This is a genomic window from Vitiosangium sp. GDMCC 1.1324, assembly GCF_003044305.1.
Classification (GTDB): Bacteria; Myxococcota; Myxococcia; order Myxococcales; family Myxococcaceae; genus Archangium.
This window is the reverse complement of the sequence record NZ_PZOX01000001.1, coordinates 548,667-566,639: the sequence shown is the minus strand read 5'-3', so window position 1 is coordinate 566,639 and position 17,973 is coordinate 548,667. Positions and strand designations below refer to the sequence as shown.

At 65.9% G+C, this 17,973-nt stretch carries 15 protein-coding genes; 11 read left to right on the top strand and 4 right to left on the bottom strand.

Annotated features, from left to right (window positions below):
- Nucleotides 1-54 precede the first annotated feature (54 nt).
- From DAT35_RS02125 to DAT35_RS02115, 3 genes are all read right to left on the bottom strand, one after another.
- Nucleotides 55-1,167 (bottom strand): hypothetical protein, encoded by a 1,113-nt coding sequence (locus DAT35_RS02125; protein WP_199242773.1) that lies wholly within the window; start codon nucleotides 1,165-1,167, stop codon nucleotides 55-57.
- The gene (locus DAT35_RS02120) at nucleotides 1,164-2,804 is read right to left on the bottom strand and encodes a hypothetical protein (protein WP_108065180.1); all 1,641 of its coding nucleotides are present in this window, start codon (nucleotides 2,802-2,804) and stop codon (nucleotides 1,164-1,166) included. Before DAT35_RS02120 ends, DAT35_RS02125 begins: the two co-directional genes overlap by 4 nt.
- Before the next feature lie 165 nt (nucleotides 2,805-2,969).
- A complete protein-coding gene (locus DAT35_RS02115; RefSeq protein WP_108065179.1) occupies nucleotides 2,970-3,971 on the bottom strand; it encodes a cation diffusion facilitator family transporter in 1,002 nt (333 codons plus the stop codon).
- A gap of 109 nt (nucleotides 3,972-4,080) precedes the next feature.
- On the opposite strand from DAT35_RS02115, the gene DAT35_RS02110 reads away from it, so the two are divergent.
- The 5 genes from DAT35_RS02110 to DAT35_RS02085 all read left to right on the top strand — a co-directional run bounded on the left by DAT35_RS02110 (nucleotide 4,081) and on the right by DAT35_RS02085 (nucleotide 11,271).
- Entirely contained in the window at nucleotides 4,081-5,664 is a 1,584-nt protein-coding gene (locus DAT35_RS02110) for a sigma 54-interacting transcriptional regulator (protein ID WP_108065610.1), read from the top strand.
- A gap of 4 nt (nucleotides 5,665-5,668) precedes the next feature.
- Nucleotides 5,669-6,658, top strand: a complete 990-nt coding sequence (locus DAT35_RS02105; protein ID WP_108065609.1) for an alpha/beta fold hydrolase — start codon at nucleotides 5,669-5,671, stop codon at nucleotides 6,656-6,658.
- Between the two features lie 207 nt (nucleotides 6,659-6,865).
- Entirely contained in the window at nucleotides 6,866-8,707 is a 1,842-nt protein-coding gene (typA, locus tag DAT35_RS02100) for a translational GTPase TypA (protein ID WP_108065178.1), read from the top strand.
- An 819-nt stretch (nucleotides 8,708-9,526) separates the two neighbouring features.
- On the top strand, nucleotides 9,527-9,952 hold the full coding sequence (locus tag DAT35_RS02090; protein ID WP_108065176.1) for a toxin-antitoxin system YwqK family antitoxin: 426 nt from the start codon (nucleotides 9,527-9,529) through the stop codon (nucleotides 9,950-9,952).
- Nucleotides 9,953-10,392: 440 nt separating this feature from the next.
- Entirely contained in the window at nucleotides 10,393-11,271 is an 879-nt protein-coding gene (locus DAT35_RS02085) for an OmpA family protein (protein WP_108065175.1), read from the top strand.
- Between the two features lie 75 nt (nucleotides 11,272-11,346).
- On the opposite strand, the gene DAT35_RS02080 is transcribed toward DAT35_RS02085, so the two are convergent.
- Nucleotides 11,347-12,666 carry a pectin acetylesterase-family hydrolase gene (locus DAT35_RS02080; RefSeq protein WP_108065174.1) on the bottom strand — a complete coding sequence of 440 codons (1,320 nt, stop codon included), beginning with the start codon at nucleotides 12,664-12,666 and terminating at the stop codon, nucleotides 11,347-11,349.
- A 169-nt stretch (nucleotides 12,667-12,835) separates the two neighbouring features.
- Here DAT35_RS02080 and DAT35_RS02075 point away from each other — a divergent pair, with 169 nt between their 5' ends.
- The 6 genes from DAT35_RS02075 to DAT35_RS02050 all read left to right on the top strand — a co-directional run bounded on the left by DAT35_RS02075 (nucleotide 12,836) and on the right by DAT35_RS02050 (nucleotide 17,967).
- Nucleotides 12,836-13,627: a YopT-type cysteine protease domain-containing protein gene (locus DAT35_RS02075; RefSeq protein WP_158501513.1), complete on the top strand. Its 792-nt coding sequence runs from the start codon at nucleotides 12,836-12,838 to the stop codon at nucleotides 13,625-13,627.
- 24 nt (nucleotides 13,628-13,651) lie between these two features.
- Nucleotides 13,652-14,641 (top strand): YopT-type cysteine protease domain-containing protein, encoded by a 990-nt coding sequence (locus DAT35_RS02070; protein WP_108065172.1) that lies wholly within the window; start codon nucleotides 13,652-13,654, stop codon nucleotides 14,639-14,641.
- Between the two features lie 44 nt (nucleotides 14,642-14,685).
- The gene (locus tag DAT35_RS02065; RefSeq protein ID WP_108065171.1) at nucleotides 14,686-15,627 is read left to right on the top strand and encodes an alpha/beta fold hydrolase; all 942 of its coding nucleotides are present in this window, start codon (nucleotides 14,686-14,688) and stop codon (nucleotides 15,625-15,627) included.
- 216 nt (nucleotides 15,628-15,843) lie between these two features.
- Entirely contained in the window at nucleotides 15,844-16,410 is a 567-nt protein-coding gene (locus DAT35_RS02060) for a GNAT family N-acetyltransferase (protein ID WP_158501512.1), read from the top strand.
- Nucleotides 16,411-16,480: 70 nt separating this feature from the next.
- Entirely contained in the window at nucleotides 16,481-17,344 is an 864-nt protein-coding gene (locus DAT35_RS02055; RefSeq protein ID WP_108065169.1) for a TauD/TfdA family dioxygenase, read from the top strand.
- A 47-nt stretch (nucleotides 17,345-17,391) separates the two neighbouring features.
- Entirely contained in the window at nucleotides 17,392-17,967 is a 576-nt protein-coding gene (locus DAT35_RS02050) for an FcoT family thioesterase (protein WP_233261255.1), read from the top strand.
- Nucleotides 17,968-17,973 lie beyond the last annotated feature (6 nt).

Below are 17,973 nucleotides of genomic sequence, written 5' to 3'. Positions count from 1 at the left end.
GACCCCTACCTCTGCCCTCCACCCGCCTGCCAGGGAGGCCGCGTCCCGAGCGCTTCAGCGCACGTGGCGAGGCAGAGGTTCCAGCGCCGCCCTCACCGTCGGCTTTGCCCCGGCAACGCCCTGGGGCGCGGCCTTTTCACGGCGGCAACCCGTGAGCGGCTGCACCTGGCTCTTGCCGATCCGGCATGCCACTCCCGTCAGCTTCATGTTCACGAAGTCGGCGATCTGCGCCCCGAACTGGATGGGCCGCCCGTTGACGAGGATGTCCCCCACCACGAAACCGCGCTCGGACGGCACCTCGAAGACGGCGCGTACCGGCTTCTGCTTCGTGCCCCGCACGTATTTCCAGAACTCCTGGGCGTCCGAGCCGTCCGGCGTCTGCCACCCGGCGGTGATGAGCTCCGAGAAGTAGAGCCCCACCGGGTTGGCCAGCGTCACGTCCGCCTTCTGCCGGGTCAGGCTGTTCACCATCGCCCCGATGTGCGGATCGCTGTTGCGTCCCGGCTCCCCGTACGTGCCGCACGCGATGAGCTCCTGCTCGTCCGTGAGCATGCGCGCATTGATGACCCGCACCACGCTCGCCCCCGCCGCCAGCTCGATCTCCGCCCCCAGCGTGTTGGAGCGCTGAATGAGGTGCATCACTCCCTGCGACGTCGAGCTGTTCCAGGGGTTGCGCGGGTTGTACCGGCCCTTGACGAACAGATCCTTCTCCTGCACCCGCGGGCTCACGTGTTTCTGGTACAGCTCCACCAGCTTCTTGGGCGCCGTGGCCGCCAGGAACTGCCAGTACTCCGGCCCCTCACAGGTGAAGGTGACGCGGGTGATCTTCCCCGAGCCCTCATCCCGGGTGACGCTCCACTCGCAGTACTCGTCCTGCACGTCCCGGGAGGCGTCCGCCCTGCGCCAGCGCTGCACGTCGGACACGGACGACTCCTGGACCTGCTTGGGGAATCCCGTCCAGGTGATGTCCAGCTCCTGCGCGTCGTCCGCCGTGTCCGTCTTCAGCGGGTTGTAGAACTGCGCCCGCGGGCCATCGAACTCCAGCTGGTCCGGGAAGCCGCGGATGGCTCCGTCGATGCTGTCGGAGATGAACTCGCTCCACGCCTGCCGCTGCGAGGCCGTGAAGTCGTCGAGGAAACCCGGCGGATCGAACTGGGTCAGCTTCATGGCGTCTCCTGGGGTGGTGAGGAAGAAGAGGCACGGAGGCGCACGCCTCCATCCGGCAGCATCTCCAGCGGCGGCTCCGAGGCTGGGATGTTCGACACCGGGACCGTCAGCCGGAACTCGTTGAGCGGCAGCATGCGGAACTCGCGCCGCCGGGACTCGGCGAGCCGGAAGATGGCGTCGTAGCCCTCGGGCGACTCCAGCCGCGTCTGCAGCGCCTGGAAGTACGCCTCCAGGCGTTGGGAGAAGGCGCGCTCCCAGTCCGCCGTGCCCCACAGACCGAGCAGCTCGTGCTCGGGGCTGTCCGTGGGCAGCGCCCCCGCCGCCGCGGTGATGGAGGCAAGCATCGAGTCTTCCAAGTCGCAGCTCCCGTCCGCCCGGCGCCTGGCCGTCGGCGGGACATGGCGCATCAGGGCCGCCCGGCGCGGGGAGTAGACGGGGTTGGGGAAGTCCACCATCAACAGGCAGGTGGCGAAGCGGCGCGAGAGGATGCGTTGTTGGAGGAGCTGGTTGAGCACATCCAGGTCCTCGAAGGCCGCCTCGGGCACGGGGAAGGCGAAGTGCGCATCCCCCGGGAGGCGGGTGGTGCCGTCGTCCAGGGCCACGTCGTAGCGCCGCAGGGCCTCCAGGTAGAGCCGGCCCGGTACGCTGGGAGGGAGCGGGTCCGCCGGCAGCATCACCTGGTTGAGCAGCGCGTCCGTGTTGAGGAAGAAGCTCGGGGGCAGCGCAAGCCGCTCGTCCGGGGTGATGCGCCGGCTCTCCTTCGTCGAGGTGACGAGGTTGACCGTGGTGGTCTCCAGCACCTGCCGCATCAGCAACGGCACGTCGCGCAGTGTCCCATCCGGCTCGCTGGAGCGCCGCAGGCGGGCCCGGTTCCAGCGGGTAATGCCTGGCTGCACCGTGGAGAGCTGCAGCACGTGGGCGCTCGCGCGGTCGCGGAACAGGGGCTCGGAGCGCAGCGGATCATCCGGGGCGAGCGCCGCATCCACCGTGGCGCTGACGCTGTGCCAATGCAGCCAGGGCGCCTTCAGCTCCTTCATCACCAGGCCGCCGTTGACGTGGCTGTCGAAGGGGCCGTTGCCGCGCGACGGGGCGACCAGCGCGAGGCGCGAGTCCCCGCTCCAGATCCAGGCCGGGTGCTGGCGCTGGTAGAAGTGGAACACCTCGTGGACCGCATCCCAGGCCGCCACCTGGAGGAAGATCTGCTCCGACTCCACGGCCGTCCCGGTGCTGATGAGCAGATCCACCTGACTGCCGGACGCGCGGGTGACGACCAGGCGGAACTGCCGATCCAGCTCCTTCTGCTCCTCGGACCAGGGAATGTGCGCGCCATCGCCCACCACGTAGCTGACCTGGCGCGGCAGCCCCTCCGGGGTGCCATTGAAGGCGTCCAGCGCCGCGAGCAGCTCCCGCAGGGTCCGCGGGAAGGAGCCCCGGAGCAGCACCAGGCGCGCCAGCGGATCTCCAAGCTGCGCAGTGGCCTCCGCCTCGGGAAAGGGCTCCGGCCTCGCATGCACCCCCAGGACGAAGCGGTAGAGGCGCGGCTCCAGCGCGGGTGGGGCCTCGGCGGTGAAGCCCAGCATCCGGGTGGGAAAGGACCGGTAGGACCGGCCTGGAACCTCGCGGAGGTTGGGGCTCACCCTCGCCTCCCGTGCCGCTCGCGGCGCTGCTGGCTCCCAATGGCTCGCATGGCTCCCCCGTCAGGTCGCCATAGTGGGCACACGGAACCCGGACGGAAGCGCCCCCCCGGGTCGCGACACACTGTCCGCTGTGGAACCCGCGCCCGCTCGTCCAGGCGCGAGGGTTCAGTGCACCTCGCCCAGGTGGGCGTAGGTCTCGCTCTCGATCTGGATGGTCGTGTGATCGATCCCGAACCGATCGAAGAGCTCGTGCTTCACCGCGGAGAGGATCTCATCGTTGTTGCAGACCATCGGATCCCCCACCACCAGGTGCGCCGAGAGCGCGTACATGCCGCTGGCGATGGTCCACACGTGCAGGTCGTGCACGTCACGCACCCCCTGCACCTTCACGAGCAGCTCCTTCACCGCGGCCATATCCACGTGCGCCGGCACCGCCTCCAACAGCACGTCCACCGCGTCGCGCACCAGCCTCACCGCCCCCACCACGATCACCACCGAGATGAGCAGCGAGATGAGCGGATCGATCGCATACCAGCCCGTCAGGTACATCACCCCGGCGCCCACCAGCACGCCCACGCTGGAGAGCGCATCGCCCAGCACGTGCAGGAAGGCCCCGCGCACGTTCATCGAGTGCGTCCGGTGCAGGAAGGCCAGCGCTCCCAGGTTCGCCAGCAGGCCGACCGTCGCCACGATCGCCATGGGCCCCAGCCGGACCTCGGTCGGCGCGCGGAAGCGCTCCCATGCCTCCACGACGATGATCACGGTGATTCCCAGCAGCAGCACCCCATTGAGGAGTGCGCTCAGGATCTCCATGCGGTAATAGCCGTACGTCTTCTTCAGATCCGCTGGCTTGCCCGAGAACCACAGCGCCAGCAGGCTCAGCCCCAGGGCGCTGATGTCCGTGAGCATGTGGCCCGCATCGGACATGAGGGCCAGGGAGTTGGTGATGTACCCCCCTACCGCCTCCGCCACCGCGATGGTGCCCGTGAGCACCAGCGCGAACAGCAGCCGGGTGCGATCCTTCCTCCGCTCCTCCTTCAAGGAAGGATGCAGACGTTTCGCGGGTTTGCCATGCCCATGCGCATGCCCATGGCCCCCGCACGCATCCTCGTGCTCGTGGTCATGGTCATGGTCGGACTCACCGTGGGTGTGGGGAGATGTAGTCACGTGCGGATGATGTGCGAACGCTCCTCCACGGAGACGCGCGAGCAGGTAGAGTCCAGAAACATCGCGAGTTCAAGGTTTTTCCCTGTTGAACATCCCCAAGGCACTGCAGATGGTCTCCGAGAAGCACCAGAACCTGCACACCATCATCATGCTGCGGGAAATCATCCGCAAGTGGTGGAGGGCGGAGCTCCACTTCGCGGACCGCAACGGACTGGTGATGGATTGGCAGCGGGGAGGGGATATTCCGCCCACGCCCAACGAGTGCTGCCGCCTGTCGCTCAGCTCGAGGGAGGGCTTGCGGCGCTGCAACCATTCGGTGCGCCAGCTCCACGAGCAGTTCCGGGCGAACCGGCGCCTGCGCCGCGCGCTCGTGCACCCGTGCCACCTGCAGTTCAGCCTGGTGGGCGCGCCCCTCTACATCCATGACGAATACGAGGGCTTCCTGTTCGTGGAGGGCTTCCTGCGCGAGCCCTTCTCGGAGCGCGAGCGCGAGGCCCTGCGGGCGCGGCTGCGCGAGCTGCAGCCGTCGGCTCCGGACGTGGAGCGCGCGGTGGAGCGCCTGCCCGTGCTGGGCGATGAGAATCTGGAGAAGCTGACGGATCTGCTCGAGTACGGCGCCAGCGAGATCGCCGCCTTCGAGGCCGAGCGCGCCCGCAAGGAGGAGCGCGAGCGTCAGTCGCTCTCACAGGGCGGCGGCGAGCACTACCGCTTCGAGGACATCATCGGCCGCTCCGGCCCGATGCAGGAGATCTTCAAGCTGCTGCAGAAGGTGTCCAACTCGGAGGCCACCGTCCTCATCAACGGCGAGTCGGGCACGGGCAAGGAGCTGGTGGCGCGCGCCATCCACGCCAACGGCCCGCGCAAGAGCGGCCCGTTCGTGGTGCAGAACTGCTCGGCCTTCAACGACAACCTGCTGGAAAGCGCTCTCTTCGGCCACATGCGCGGCTCCTTCACCGGCGCCATGCGAGACAAGAAGGGCCTCTTCGAGGTGGCCGATGGCGGCACCTTCTTCCTGGACGAGGTGGGGGACATGTCCCCTGCCCTGCAGGTGAAGCTCCTGCGCGTGCTGCAGGAGGGCACCTTCCTGCCCGTGGGCGGCACCGAGCCGCGCGAGGTGGACGTGCGCGTCATCGCCGCCACCCACAAGGACCTGGGCGAGATGGTCAAGCGCGGCGAGTTCCGCGAGGACCTCTACTACCGCATCAACGTCATCCGCGTGCACCTGCCTCCGCTGCGCGAGCGCCGGGATGACCTGCCGCTGCTGGTGGACCACTTCCTGCGCAAGCACCACCGCGAGGGCCAGCGCGCCCGAGGCCTCTCCTCCGAGGCCATGGCCCTGCTCGGCATGTACGCCTGGCCGGGCAACGTGCGCGAGCTGGAGAACGAGATTGAAAGGCTGCTGGTGCTCGGTGGAGACCAGGAGTGGCTGCCCGCCGAGCTCATCTCCAGCCGCATCCGCGACGCGGTGACGCCCGGGGGCGTGTCCGTCCTCACCGCGCGCGCCGCCGGCAAGCTGCACGAGGCCGTGGAGACGCTCGAGCGCGAGATGATCCACCAGGGACTCTTGAGGACGGGCAATAACAAGAGCCGGCTGGCGCGCGAGCTTGGCATCAGCCGCTCCAACCTTATCTTGAAGATCGCGAAGTACGGTCTCGACAAGGGCCTCCCGCCCGACGCCGAGGCGGATGCGTGAGCCCATGAGCCACTACTTCCGGCAGGACTTCCTCACCGTCCCCGATGGGGCGTCGCTCTACTACCAGGTGCAGGGCGAGGGCGAGCCGGGGATGGTGCTGTGCGACGGCCTGGGCTGCGATGGCTTCGTCTGGAAGTACCTGTCGCCCTACCTGGAGCAACGCTCTCGCGTGCTGCGCTGGCACTACCGGGGCCATGGCCGCTCGGGCCTGCCCCGGGAGCGCGAGCGCATCGGCATGCTCTACACCTGTGATGATCTCAACCGGGTGATGGACGCCGCGGGCATCGGCCAGGCCGTGCTCTTCGCCCACTCCATGGGCGTGCAGGTGGCGCTCGAGTTCCACCGCCGCTATGCCCACCGCGTCCGGGGGCTCGTCCTCATCTGCGGCAGCTACGGCACCCCGCTCGACACCTTCCACGACGGCAACTGGCTCAAGCGGCTCTTCCCCCTCATCCGCCTCACCGTGGAGAGCTTCCCCCAGCCCGTTGCCCGGCTCACCCGCGCCCTGCTCAGCACCGAGCTGGCCATGCAGGTAGCGCTCTCCGTGGAGCTCAACCGCTCGCTGCTCGCCAAGAACGACCTAGTCCCCTACTTCACCCACCTGGCCAACATGGACCCGGTCGTCTTCGTGCGCACCCTGGAGTCCGCCTCCCACCACAGCGCGTGGGATCATCTCCCCCACGTGGACGTGCCCACCCTCATCATCGCGGGCGAGCACGACAAGTTCACCCCGGCGTGGCTCTCGCGGCGCATGGCCGCCCACATCCCCGACGCCGAGTTCATGATGGTGCCCCAGGGCACCCATGCGGCCCCGCTGGAGCACCGCGACCTGGTGGAGCTCCGGGTGGAGCGCTTCCTGCGCGAGCACCTGCCCTCCTCCCCGCCCGCTCCCTCCCGGCAGGACGGCTCCGCCCCGGAGCATGTCGCCTCCCCGCCTACCCGGCAGGAGGACCCTCCGGCGGCCGTCCCCCTGTCCTCGGTGACGAAGGCGTGATTTTCGGGGGGTTGGCCCGAAGCTCCCGGCAGGCCGCCCGCGTACCTTTCTTCCAGCCACGTTGCAGGTGGAAGACCCCCGGCATATAAGCGCCCGCCCTCCGCGTTCCTGTGGGGTTCACACAGGGTCCCCTCGCGGGGACTGGGCGGCTGTTTCGCCCATTCACGACTTTCTCAGCCGGAGGACTCAGCTCCGGCTCGCCTCGCCATGATTGCCCGAGAGAACATCCGCAACGTCGCCATCGTCGCTCACGTCGACCATGGCAAGACCACCCTCGTCGACCACATGCTCCGCCAGGCGGGCATCTTCCGCAGCAACGAAGCCGTGGCTGAACGGGTGATGGACTCCAACGACCTCGAGCGCGAGAAGGGCATCACCATTCTCGCGAAGAACACCGCCGTCACCTACAAGGGCAAGCAGATCAACATCATCGACACCCCGGGCCACGCGGACTTCGGCGGTGAGGTGGAGCGCGGACTGCGCCTGGTGGATGGCGTCATCCTGCTGGTGGACGCGGCCGAAGGCCCTCTGCCCCAGACGCGCTTCGTGCTCAGCAAGGCGCTGGGCATGGGCCTGAAGACGGTGCTCGTCATCAACAAGATCGACCGTCAGGACGCCCGCCCCAAGGAGATCCTGGATCAGGTCTACTCGCTCTACATCGACCTGGGCGCGGACGACCACCAGCTCGAGTTCCCCGTGCTCTACACGATCGCCCGCCAGGGCCAGAGCTCGACCTCGCTGGAGCAGCCGGGCAAGAGCCTGGAGCCGCTGTTCGAGGCCATCCTCTCGCACATCTCGCCCCCGCCGGCGCCGACCCAGGAGCCGCTGCAGCTGCTGGTGGCCAACCTGGACTATGACGACTACGTGGGCCGCCTCGCGGTGGGCCGCGTCCAGGCCGGCCGGCTCACGCCCAACATGCCCGTGGCGGTGATGCGCGACGGCGGCAAGGTGGAGCAGGGCAAGATCGTCAAGCTCTACGGCTTCCAGGGTCTCAAGCGCACGGAGATCGCGGACGCCGGCCCCGGGGAGATCGTCTCCATCGCGGGCATCGAGGCCATCTCCATCGGTGACACCATCGCGGATGCGGAGAAGCCGGTGGCCCTGCCGCGCATCACCGTGGATGAGCCCACGATGATGATGATCTTCAAGGTCAACGACGGGCCGCTGGCGGGCAAGGAAGGCAAGTACGTCACCAGCCGCAACCTGCGCGAGCGCCTGTACCGCGAGGCCTACCGCAACGTGTCCATCCGAGTGGAGGACACGGAGACGCCGGACGCCTTCCGCGTGGTGGGCCGTGGCGAGCTCCAGCTGGCGGTCATCATCGAGACGATGCGCCGCGAGGGCTACGAGCTGACGGCCTCCAACCCGGAGCCGGTGACGAAGACGATCGACGGCGTGCTGCACGAGCCGATGGAGCTGATGTTCTGCGATGTGCCCGAGGGCAGCGTGGGCGCGGTGACGGAGCGCCTGGGGCCTCGCAAGGGCCGCATGACGGACATGAGCGGCCTGGGTGGCGGGCGCACGCGCCTGCAGTTCCGGATTCCGGCGCGCGGCCTCATCGGCTTCCGCTCGGAGTTCCTCACCATCACCCGCGGTGAGGGCATCATGAGCAGCCAGTTCGACGGCTACGAGCCCTGGTTCGGCTACATCCCCAAGCGGGCCAACGGCGCCATCGTGTCGGATCGCCTGGGCGAGACGGTGCCCTACGCGCTCTTCAGCATCCAGGAGCGCGGCCACCTCTTCGTGGGGGCGGGCGTCACCATCTACGAGGGGATGATCATCGGCGAGCACGTCCACCCCTCGGAGCTGAACGTCAACGCCTGCCGCGAGAAGAAGCTGACGAACATCCGCGCCGCCGGCCGCGACGAGAACGTCATCCTCACCCCTCCGCGCGAGATGGGGCTGGAGAAGGCACTCGAGTGGATCGCCGACGACGAGCTGGTGGAGGTGACGCCCAAGTCGGTGCGCATGCGCAAGAAGGCGCTGAGCTCCGGCGAGCGCTACCGCGCCGAGCGCGACCGCAAGCGCGAGGAGCGCGGCGAGGCGTAGCACCTCCCCTCTCCTCCTGAATGAAGATGGGGTCGCCCCGGGCAGCAGGGGCGGCCCCATTGCATTTTGGAGCACGCTCCGAGGGCCCTGATGTGCGCGCCCACAGTCAGCGCCGGTCCGTTGTGCACTGGGCAGCATCGCGAGCCTGTCAGTCTCCCTTGAAATCATGGAATGCGGGTTTCCGTGGAGGACTGCCTGTGCGCTATATGGGACTGATGCTGTGCGGCTTGCTGGTCGCTTGCGCGACGACGAGGCCTTCCCAAGGAGAGCAGGGAGCCGTTGCCGAGAGGCTGGAAACCCTGGAGGACGAATGCGGCGAAACCAGCGTGCTCGCCCTCTGCGACTCGGAGGGTTGCGAGCTGTTTTGGTGCCAGGCCGTGGCACCCTACCTCGCGTCAGGCCAGCCGCTGCAGAGCCCCGGCGGTAGATGGGGGCGCCTGCCTGGTTCCATCGGCCTGCGCACGGAGACGAAAGCCCCGCACGCCCGCTCCGCGACCTTCTCCATCAGGCGAGTCAGCCATGCGGGCGACTCCCCCCAACCCGAAGCGCCAACGGCCGAGGGGGTTCGTGTCTTCAGCGGGCGCGATGTGATCCAGCAACTCGTCCGCCTGGGGAAGCCTGGGGACGTGGCGGCCTGGTGGGGCTCGGAGCCCGGGGCCCACCCTGACCAGTGGCTCCACCCGCTCTCCTACTGGGAGCGCGAGTATCTTCAGGCCATGACCTCGCCTACCGTCCCCGCGCCCCTGCGCATGCGGTCACCGATCGACCCCGGAAATCTGACTCCGAAGGAAGCTCGAGAAGCGGAGTCAGGATCCTGCCATGACAGACATGCCTCGCGTTGACTTCGAAGATCTCGACCTGGGTGATAACCAATTGATCACGTGGAAGGACCAGCCCTTCACGGGTATTGCTGTCGAGTTCTTCCCGAACGGCACTCTTTGCAGCGAAGTGCCTCATCTTGATGGAGTCAGGCATGGATTGTTGCGCGCCTGGTATCCCTCCGGCCAGCTCAGGAAAGAAGCGAGCCTCTGGCAGGGAGGTGTCCACGGGTATAAGCGCGAGTGGGACGAGCAGGGACGCCTCATCTCCGAAATGATAGGCGAACTCGGGATACGAACCTCAGAGAAGACGTGGGATGAGCAAGGCCGGTTGATCAGGGACTGGCACATAGGTCCCAATGACGACATGTATGAGATATTGAAAATCAAGCGGGAATTGTGGGGCCATCTTGCCCCTCCGCTCTGAGCGCAGCACGGGCTCCCGCTGTCCGGCCGCGCTCCGCTCCAGCGCCGTGAGCATCGCGAGCGCTCGATCTCCCAGGGCGCGGTCCTTCCGCCCCAACTCCGCCAGGACCTGTCCCCACGCGAGCTCCACCTGGGGCAGCCGGGGATCTCCCGACGCACGTGCCCCTGTCTTCCTCCAGAATCCAGCGTCCATGTCTCCTCCTCCCGCCCCCATGTTCGTGCCCGGACGGGCGCCTTCATATGACTCATCTGATGCTCCCTCGCCCGCCTGGCGGGCCTGGCATCGGGCCGGTGAAGAAGACTTCGACGAGCCAGTGAAAGTTTTTGAGTGTCACTGTCGTGTTTTCCTACGTCGGCTCCGCAGGTGGGGAACATGCTCCCTCTCCCTCGCATGAGCTTGGAGATATAAGAACGCTCCTCATTCAACCCAAGGAGCCTCGAATGCGCGTGCGCTGGTGTGTCCTCTTGTTGGTTCCATTGGTCGGCTGCGTTTCGCAGAAAGCGTTTGATTCGAAGTCGCTGGAAGCGCGGAACCTCCAGCAGCAGTACGACGAGAAAGCGGAGCAGGCAAAGGCCCTGGAGCAGAAGCTCGCCGAGGCCACGGCCGCCAACAAGGCGGCGGAGAAGGAGAAGACGGAGCTGGAGTCCTCGCTGTCTCAGAGCGACGCGGAGCGCCGTGCGCTGCGCAAGCGCGTGGACGAGCTGACAGCGCTCAACCAGGAGCTGTCCCGGAGCACCGAGAAGCTCGCCGCGGCCAAGGAGGCGCTCGAGAAGAAGTCCAGCGAATACGAGAACCTCGCCAAGAGCCTCAAGGACGAGATCAAGACCGGAAAGATCGAGCTGTCCGAGCTGAAGGGCCGGATGGTGGTGAAGATGAAGGACAAGATCCTCTTCTCCTCCGGCAGCACCAAGCTCAACAAGGAGGGCCAGGAGGCGCTGGAGAAGGTGGCGCAGGCGCTCAAGGACGTGCAGGGGAAGCTCATCCGGGTCGAGGGCCACACGGACAACGTGCCGGTGCCGTCGGACGCGAAGACGGAGTTCGCCTCGAACTGGGAGCTGTCCACCACCCGCGCGCTCGTCGTGGTGAAGCTCCTCCAGGAGCAAGGGGTGCCGCCCACGATGCTCTCCGCGCTGGGCTATGGCGAGTACCAGCCCATCGCCTCCAACCAGACGGCGGACGGGCGGAGCCTGAACCGGCGCATCGAGATCGTCCTCGCCCCGGCCGAGCAGGCCCCGTCCGCGGTGGTGGCCGCCTCGGCGAAGAAGCCCGCGGCTCCGGCTCCGGCCCCCGCCGCCAAGCCCGCCGCGAAGAAGAAGTAGCGGCGCTTCCGGCGGAGGCACTCACGGCAGAGAGGCTCGCGGCGCACATGCACCGCGAGCCTCCGTCAACTCAAGCTAGCCACCGATGGCGCCGTTGATGAGCGGCGCGACGATGCCCATGCCAGGGTCCTCCGCGTTGTACCCGTTGGCGGGCTCGTAGATGCGGATGCGCTGGTTCTCGTTGATGAAGCGCTGGAGGAAGGTCTCCATGGGCACGAACTCGCTGTAGCACTTATAGGTCTGCCCCCACGGCCACTCGAGGTACTCCCACCAGTTGTGCTTCTTCTCCATCTGCTGGCAGGCGTGCGCGCCGATGAAGGTGATGATCGTGCTGCAGTGGCTGGCGTTGATCGCCCGCTCATGCGGGATGAAGTAGCTGTAGTTGTTGTAGAGGTTCAGCTCCGCGACCAGCTTGTCCTGATCTTCCTTCCAGAAGCGGAGGATCGTCTCCTTGTCGTTGGGCGTGTAGAAGCGCTCGTAGGAGAAGCGCGAGTAGTTGTAGTCGCGCGAGTAGCCCGTGTAGGCGAGCTGATCGCTCGGGAACTCCATGGCCAGCATGCGGTTGATGGTGCCCATGTTGTTGCGGTCGAACGAGGCCGGCAGCAGGCCGAGCACCGAGTCCAGGTTCCACGACTGGCGGATCTTCGTGTGCAGCGGGCGTGAGCGGTCATCGACGTTGGGCGCCAGGTAGATGGGGCCCGAGTCGTTCAGGAAATAGCCACGCGCCGGGTTGATGCCGCGGCGGATGAAGTAGTAGCCGGCCGAGGTGGCGGTGCCGCCGGCGCTATATCCGGTGACCAGCAGCTTCTGGACGCTGGGGAACTGCGTCTTCGCGTGGTTGATGGCCGCCATCGTGTTGGCGTAGCCCGAGTGGTGCCAGGTGAGCGGCGGCTGCGCTCCCGTCGAATCCGTGTAGGTGGCCACGTTGTTGCCCACGTGCACGTCGCCCGTGCAGTAGGGCAGGTAGACGATGTTCCAGTCCTTGGTCGCGATGTCGGTGCGGCTGCGGAAGGGCAGGCCCGGATCGGCGCCGTTCACGAGCGGCGACACGTACTTCGCCGTGAACTGCTGCATGTAGTCGTCCACGATGCCGTTCGGGTTGGCCGCACCGAGGATGCCCGCGCGCCCGCTACAGGTGTCGTAGTCCCAGCACGCACCACCACCTTCGAGGAAGAACAGCAGGTTCTTCGAACCGGAGGTGCTCCGGTGAATGAAGAACTTGTACTGGGAGCCGTTGCCACAGACCGTGCCCGGCAGCGCCACCTTCTCCCAGTTGTAGTTGTTGCCACCGTCCACCAGCACTTCGACGAGGGCGGACACCAACACTTCCGCGCGCGCGGTGCTCGGCGGGACCGCGGCGGCGAGTAGAAGACCCAAAACCAGATGCTTTTTCATCCACTTCCTCCTTGGGGTAACTGCAAGAGGGGCCCACGACTGTAGCACTCTCCGTGAATAGTCGGAGCTTCCGTATTCGCGGAGACTTCCCTCTTCCCCAGATTACAAAAATACAGGAGGGACCCCTCTCGCTTCCGGTCTAGCCATGGTATCCTGCTTTCCGAGCGCCATGGACTATTCCAAATACACTTCCACGAAGACCTTGCTGGCGGCGGCCCTTCCCGTGAGGTCCTTCTTTTTCGACCAGGGGAAGGATTGGGTGAATGTCCGGTGGCACGGGGGGGTCTGCGACGCCGCCACCCTGGACTGGGTGCGCCGCAAGGCCTTCAACAAGAGGAGCCTCGGCAGCAAGAAGTATGAGACGGGGTGGATCTGGAACGGAGAGGACCGCCGGAAGCTGGGCGCCAAGCATGTGCTGCTCTCGCAGATCTTCCGCGAAGAGGTGACGGCGGCGGTGAAGAAAGCCCCCAAGCTCGGCGGGCTCATGTTCGGTCAGAGCGGCGCGGCCAAGGCCCAGACCGAGGCGTACCAGGGCTTCGTCGCGCGCTTCCATGGGAACGCGGCGCGCAAGGAGCGCAAGGCGAAAAAGGGCATCGTCCAGCTCGAGTCGGGGTTCGAGAAGATGACGATGGTGAGCCCTGGCAGCGCCGACGGCATGGCGACACGCGACGCGCGTGAGGGGGTCGTGGGGGCGCTCCTCGACACGAAGGAACACCCGGCCGAGGTGAACGGCCAGGCGTGGTGGGGTCTCATGATCGCCCTGCTGCCCTCGGAGGATGGTAGTGGCCATGCGGTGGGCCTGTTCCAGCGCGATGGCTCCTACTGCTTCTTCGATCCCAACCACGGAGAGTACGACTTCGGCAAGGATGCGGCGAGTCTGGTGTCGTTCGTCTCGAGCCTGTGGTGTGTGGCCTACGACGAATACGCGACCATCATTCCGCGCTACCTGGCGCCCATCTGACGCACTCGAGGAAAGGTAATCCACATGGCCTGGGATTGTGTGAGTTGTGGCCGTTCCAATCCAGACAAGTCGGCGGAGACCCAGTCGTTGCTCAAACCCGCGGTCTTCAGCCGGACCTGCCGCTACTGCGGAACGAAGCTCAAACCCAAGCGGGTGATGGAGGAATTCCTCGCGCTCGCGGACGAGCACCGCTTCGACATCGAGGCCTGGATTGAACAGGGCTCGAACCTGGGCATCCAGACCACGATCCACAAGTCGGGGGTGTGCCACGCGCTGGTGGTGGACTGGCTCAAGCAAGAGATAGAAGGCTCGGCCTCCGATTTCGTGCACCCCTTCCTCGTGGTGGACGGTCTGCTCGTCCACGGCGGCATCATTCCCAAGCGGTACGTGGATGAGCAGACCGCGTACCACAAGGAGAAGACCCAGCTGGGGGCCAACAGCCACAAGCTGTCAGAGATGATCGCCACCCACAAGAAGGAGAACGCCGCGTTGGTCAATCGGTACAAGCAGATCCTCCCGGAGCTGCAGAAGCCGGTGACACCGCAGAACGTCGACCACATCACAAAGCTGACCACCGAGGCCCAGGGGCTCAACGAGAAGATGAAGCAGTTGCAAGCGGAATCCTCCGCCTTCCAGGAGATGGTGACGAAGCTGCAGTCGACCGACCCGGACCTCGGGGGGCTCAAGGGCAACAAGCTGGGCAACTTCACGGAGGTGAAGATCGACAGCTTCCAGACGCTCGCCAAGTCGCTGTGCATGGCTTGCAATAGCGCGGGCAAGAATGCCTACTTCAAGGTAGACCTGTCTTCCAAGAGCGGCTCGCACACCATCGGGTGGATGATTGGTGCCGACTTCCGCTTCGCCCTGATGGATCCGAACACGGGCTTGTGGCGCGCTCGGAGCCCGGGAGACCCCTCGAAGTTCCTGCTGGCTCTCTTCAAGATGACGTACGGCGGAATCTTCAAGGACGACTACGTCGGCGGGAAGCTCACCATCTACAAACTCTCGGCCTGACGTCGGGTTGACACGAGCGCATCCCTGGACAGGTTGATGCGCTCATGTCGAACTCCTCACCGTTTCGCAATGAAGCCGCTCGGACCCGATACCTGGCGGCCTACGACGAGTGGAGCACGCGATGGCCCCTGCCCTCGGACGTGCGACTCGTACCGACGTCCTACGGCTCGACGTTCGTCCGAGGCTCGGGTCCCACGGACGCACCGGCCATCGTGCTGCTACCGGGCGCCGGGTCCACCTCCCTCATGTGGGCGCCCAACGTTCCCGCGCTCGCCACCCATCACCGCGTGTGGGCGGTCGACAGCATCGCGGACTACGGCCGCAGCGAGCCCTCGCGCCCGGTACGCACGGCTCAGGACTTCGTGACCTGGCTCGACGAGCTCACCGGAGTGCTGGCTCCAGACCAGCCCTTCGGCCTCGCGGGAGTCTCCTATGGGGCATGGATCGCCGCGCAGTACGCGCTGGCACGACCCGGGCGTCTCTCGGCACTGGCGCTCATCGCACCGGCCGGAACGGTGATGCCGCTGGGCCTGGGCTTCATGTTCCGAGCGGTGTCGTGCGCGCTGCCCTCCCCCTTCTTCACCCGTCGCTTCATGACGTGGCTCGCCCATGATCTGGCGACGAAGGACGCGGCCAGCCGGTTGCTCCTCGAGCAACGCGTCCAGGAGGGGTACCTCGCGATTCGCAGCTTCAAGGCACGCCGGCTGGTCGAGCCCTCGATCCTGAGTGACGAGCAACTGCGCGGCCTGCCCACCCCCACGCTCTTCATGGTGGGAGAGAACGAGCGCATCTTCTCCGCGACCGCCGCGATCGAGCGCCTGCGCCGCGTGGCACCTGGCATCGACATCGAGCTCGTTCCAGGGGCGGGGCATGACGTCACCCTCGTTCAAGCCGAGCGCGTCACGGCCCGCCTCATGGACCTGTTCGGTGGTGGCACCTCATTGCCAGCGGCAACCGGGCGAGTTGACCCCGCGCCCGTCCGATGAGGGGGAACCGCCCCTCTGCCACAGGAGCTCCAGCCGCCCGTGAGGTTGAGCGGACACCTGGCGAGGGGCCTCTCCGCACGCCGTAGAACATGACTCCCGTCACCTCTCCTTTGGATCGACTCCACCCAAAGGACACGGCGATTCCCGCCAGAGGTGATCATGAGAAATTCCGCCACATCTCTTCAGGATGCGGCCCCGGCAGACGCCGGGTCTTCGATGTCACGGCATGGCATCACCCTCCGTTGGCCCGAGCGGCTCGACGAGGAAGAGGCCCTGCGGCTCATCGAGCTGATGAACGCCGTCATCGAGAGGGATCCCATCATCGGATTCTCCTCCAGCATCGACCGCGAGAGCGGCCTGGAGCTGATGGCGGACGTCGACCATGACGTCGCCAAGGGCAACTCGCACCTCCTGCTCGCCTCCGCCCGGGATCGGAGACTCCTCGGAATGGGGCTCCTGCGGCAGAGCAAGCTTCCCCACTGCCGGCACCTGGTCGAGGTCCAGATCGGGTTCATCCACCCCAGCGTGCGTGGGGGCGGGCTCCTCGAAGCCATGTTCTCGGAGATCGTCCGAAAATGTCAGACATTGGGGGCCGAGCTCTTGATGATCGACGTGCAGGAGGGGACGAGATCCGAGCGGCTCTGGAGAGTCTTCGGCTTCCGCCCCTATGGAAGGCTCGAAGACTACGCCCGGGAGGGCCAACGGACTCACGCTGGCATCTACATGTACCAGTACGTGGCCGACCTCGCGAAGCGCTTGGGACCCGACACAGAACACCCATGAACCCCAACCAGGCAGCCACCACGATGTCGGAGTGGTGACTGCCATTGACTGAACGAACCTCGGAGATTCCATGAAGCTCATTCCCCCTACCGCAGGAAAGCTCGGCGCGGAGCTCACCGGCATCGATGTCAGGAACCTGTCCTCGGACATGGCAGTCCAGCTCAGACTTCAGCTCTACGAACACCGGCTCATCGTCATTCGGGACCAGAATCTGTCGAAGCAGGAGTACATCGACTTCGCGAACAAGCTCGGCCGGCCCCAGGTCTACTTCCAGAAGAACTACCACCACCCGGAGCATCCCGAGATCTTCGTCTCGTCCAACGTCCTCGAGAACGGCCAGAAGGTCGGCGTCGCGGGCACGGGCCGGTACTGGCACACGGACTACCAGTTCTTCCAGGACCCCCTCCCGTTCGTCATGGTGTACCCGCAGATCCTCCCGAACACCCGGCGGGAGACCTATTACATCGACATGCAGCGGGTCTATGAAGAGCTCCCTGACGAGCTCCGGGCCTACGTCGAGAACACGCAGGCCATCCACGACGGGAAGTGGCGCTACAAGATCACCCCCGAGGACATCGACCGGGCCCTCATCGACATCCTCAACGACGTCAACAAGCTCGTCCCTCCCGTCATGCATCCGGCGGTCATCCGGCATCCGCTGACCGGCAGGAAAAGCCTCTACATCAGCAGCGGCTTCACCTCGAGACTCGAGGGACTCTCCTACGAAGAGAACATCGAGGTGATGGCGAAGCTCTTCAACTTCATCGAGCGGGAGGATCATATCCATACGCACACCTGGCGCTATGGCGACATCCTGCTCTGGGAGAACAGGGCGCTGCTGCACAAGGCGGGCGATACACCGAAGGGAGAGCGCAGCATGAGCTACCGGATCGGTGTCTACGACGACCTGCCCTTCTACGCGAACGCGGCCTGAACGGCACTCAACGCGCTGAGCCCATTCACCTTACGAGGACAGAAACCATGTACATGTTCGATGAAGTGCGTCTCAAGAGGCGGATCGAAGGCAAGCAGGCCCTGCTGGACGAGGTGTTGAAACCCTATAAACCCAACTGCCACTACCTGAAGAGCGCGTTCGTGGAATACACGGATGATGCGATCTCGAGCTTGACCAGCGGTCAGCCGTCAACGGGCGTGATGACGGCGTGGGGACAGTTCTCGATTCCGGAGTCCTGTTACATCGCGGCCACGGGACACTTCAACGCCGTCGAGTACAACATCTGCTACAACCAGCTCGGCTACTATCTCCTGGCCGAGTGCTTCCAGCACCGGCTGCTGGCGCCCGCGCTCGACTGGACATACTCGGAGTACCTGCACCGGCAGCTCCCGGACTGTCTGATCGTCGAGTTCTCCAGCGCCTTCCGCAAGCCCATCAACTCCCTCGACTTCCAGGGAATGGTCTCGTTCGACGTCGTGAAGGTCAAGAGCAAGGCCACCTTCATCCAGACGAGCTGCAGCTTCAGTGATGCGCAGGGAGGGAGGGCCGAAGGCGGAGCGCTCCTCGCGCTCCTCCACAACACGGCTGCCCCTCGGAAGTGACTGTCT

What these genes read in the sequence shown, in the direction of transcription:
- DAT35_RS02055 (WP_108065169.1), top strand. Translation starts at nt 16,481, where the DNA reads ATGAAGCTCATTCCCCCTACCGCAGGAAAGCTCGGCGCGGAGCTCACC.
- DAT35_RS02110 (WP_108065610.1), top strand. Translation starts at nt 4,081, where the DNA reads ATGGTCTCCGAGAAGCACCAGAACCTGCACACCATCATCATGCTGCGG.
- DAT35_RS02050 (WP_233261255.1), top strand. Translation starts at nt 17,392, where the DNA reads ATGTACATGTTCGATGAAGTGCGTCTCAAGAGGCGGATCGAAGGCAAG.
- typA (WP_108065178.1), top strand. Translation starts at nt 6,866, where the DNA reads ATGATTGCCCGAGAGAACATCCGCAACGTCGCCATCGTCGCTCACGTC.
- DAT35_RS02105 (WP_108065609.1), top strand. Translation starts at nt 5,669, where the DNA reads ATGAGCCACTACTTCCGGCAGGACTTCCTCACCGTCCCCGATGGGGCG.
- DAT35_RS02065 (WP_108065171.1), top strand. Translation starts at nt 14,686, where the DNA reads ATGTCGAACTCCTCACCGTTTCGCAATGAAGCCGCTCGGACCCGATAC.
- DAT35_RS02090 (WP_108065176.1), top strand. Translation starts at nt 9,527, where the DNA reads ATGACAGACATGCCTCGCGTTGACTTCGAAGATCTCGACCTGGGTGAT.
- DAT35_RS02085 (WP_108065175.1), top strand. Translation starts at nt 10,393, where the DNA reads ATGCGCGTGCGCTGGTGTGTCCTCTTGTTGGTTCCATTGGTCGGCTGC.
- DAT35_RS02125 (WP_199242773.1), bottom strand. Translation starts at nt 1,167, where the DNA reads ATGAAGCTGACCCAGTTCGATCCGCCGGGTTTCCTCGACGACTTCACG.
- DAT35_RS02080 (WP_108065174.1), bottom strand. Translation starts at nt 12,666, where the DNA reads ATGAAAAAGCATCTGGTTTTGGGTCTTCTACTCGCCGCCGCGGTCCCG.
- DAT35_RS02070 (WP_108065172.1), top strand. Translation starts at nt 13,652, where the DNA reads ATGGCCTGGGATTGTGTGAGTTGTGGCCGTTCCAATCCAGACAAGTCG.
- DAT35_RS02075 (WP_158501513.1), top strand. Translation starts at nt 12,836, where the DNA reads ATGGACTATTCCAAATACACTTCCACGAAGACCTTGCTGGCGGCGGCC.
- DAT35_RS02060 (WP_158501512.1), top strand. Translation starts at nt 15,844, where the DNA reads ATGTCACGGCATGGCATCACCCTCCGTTGGCCCGAGCGGCTCGACGAG.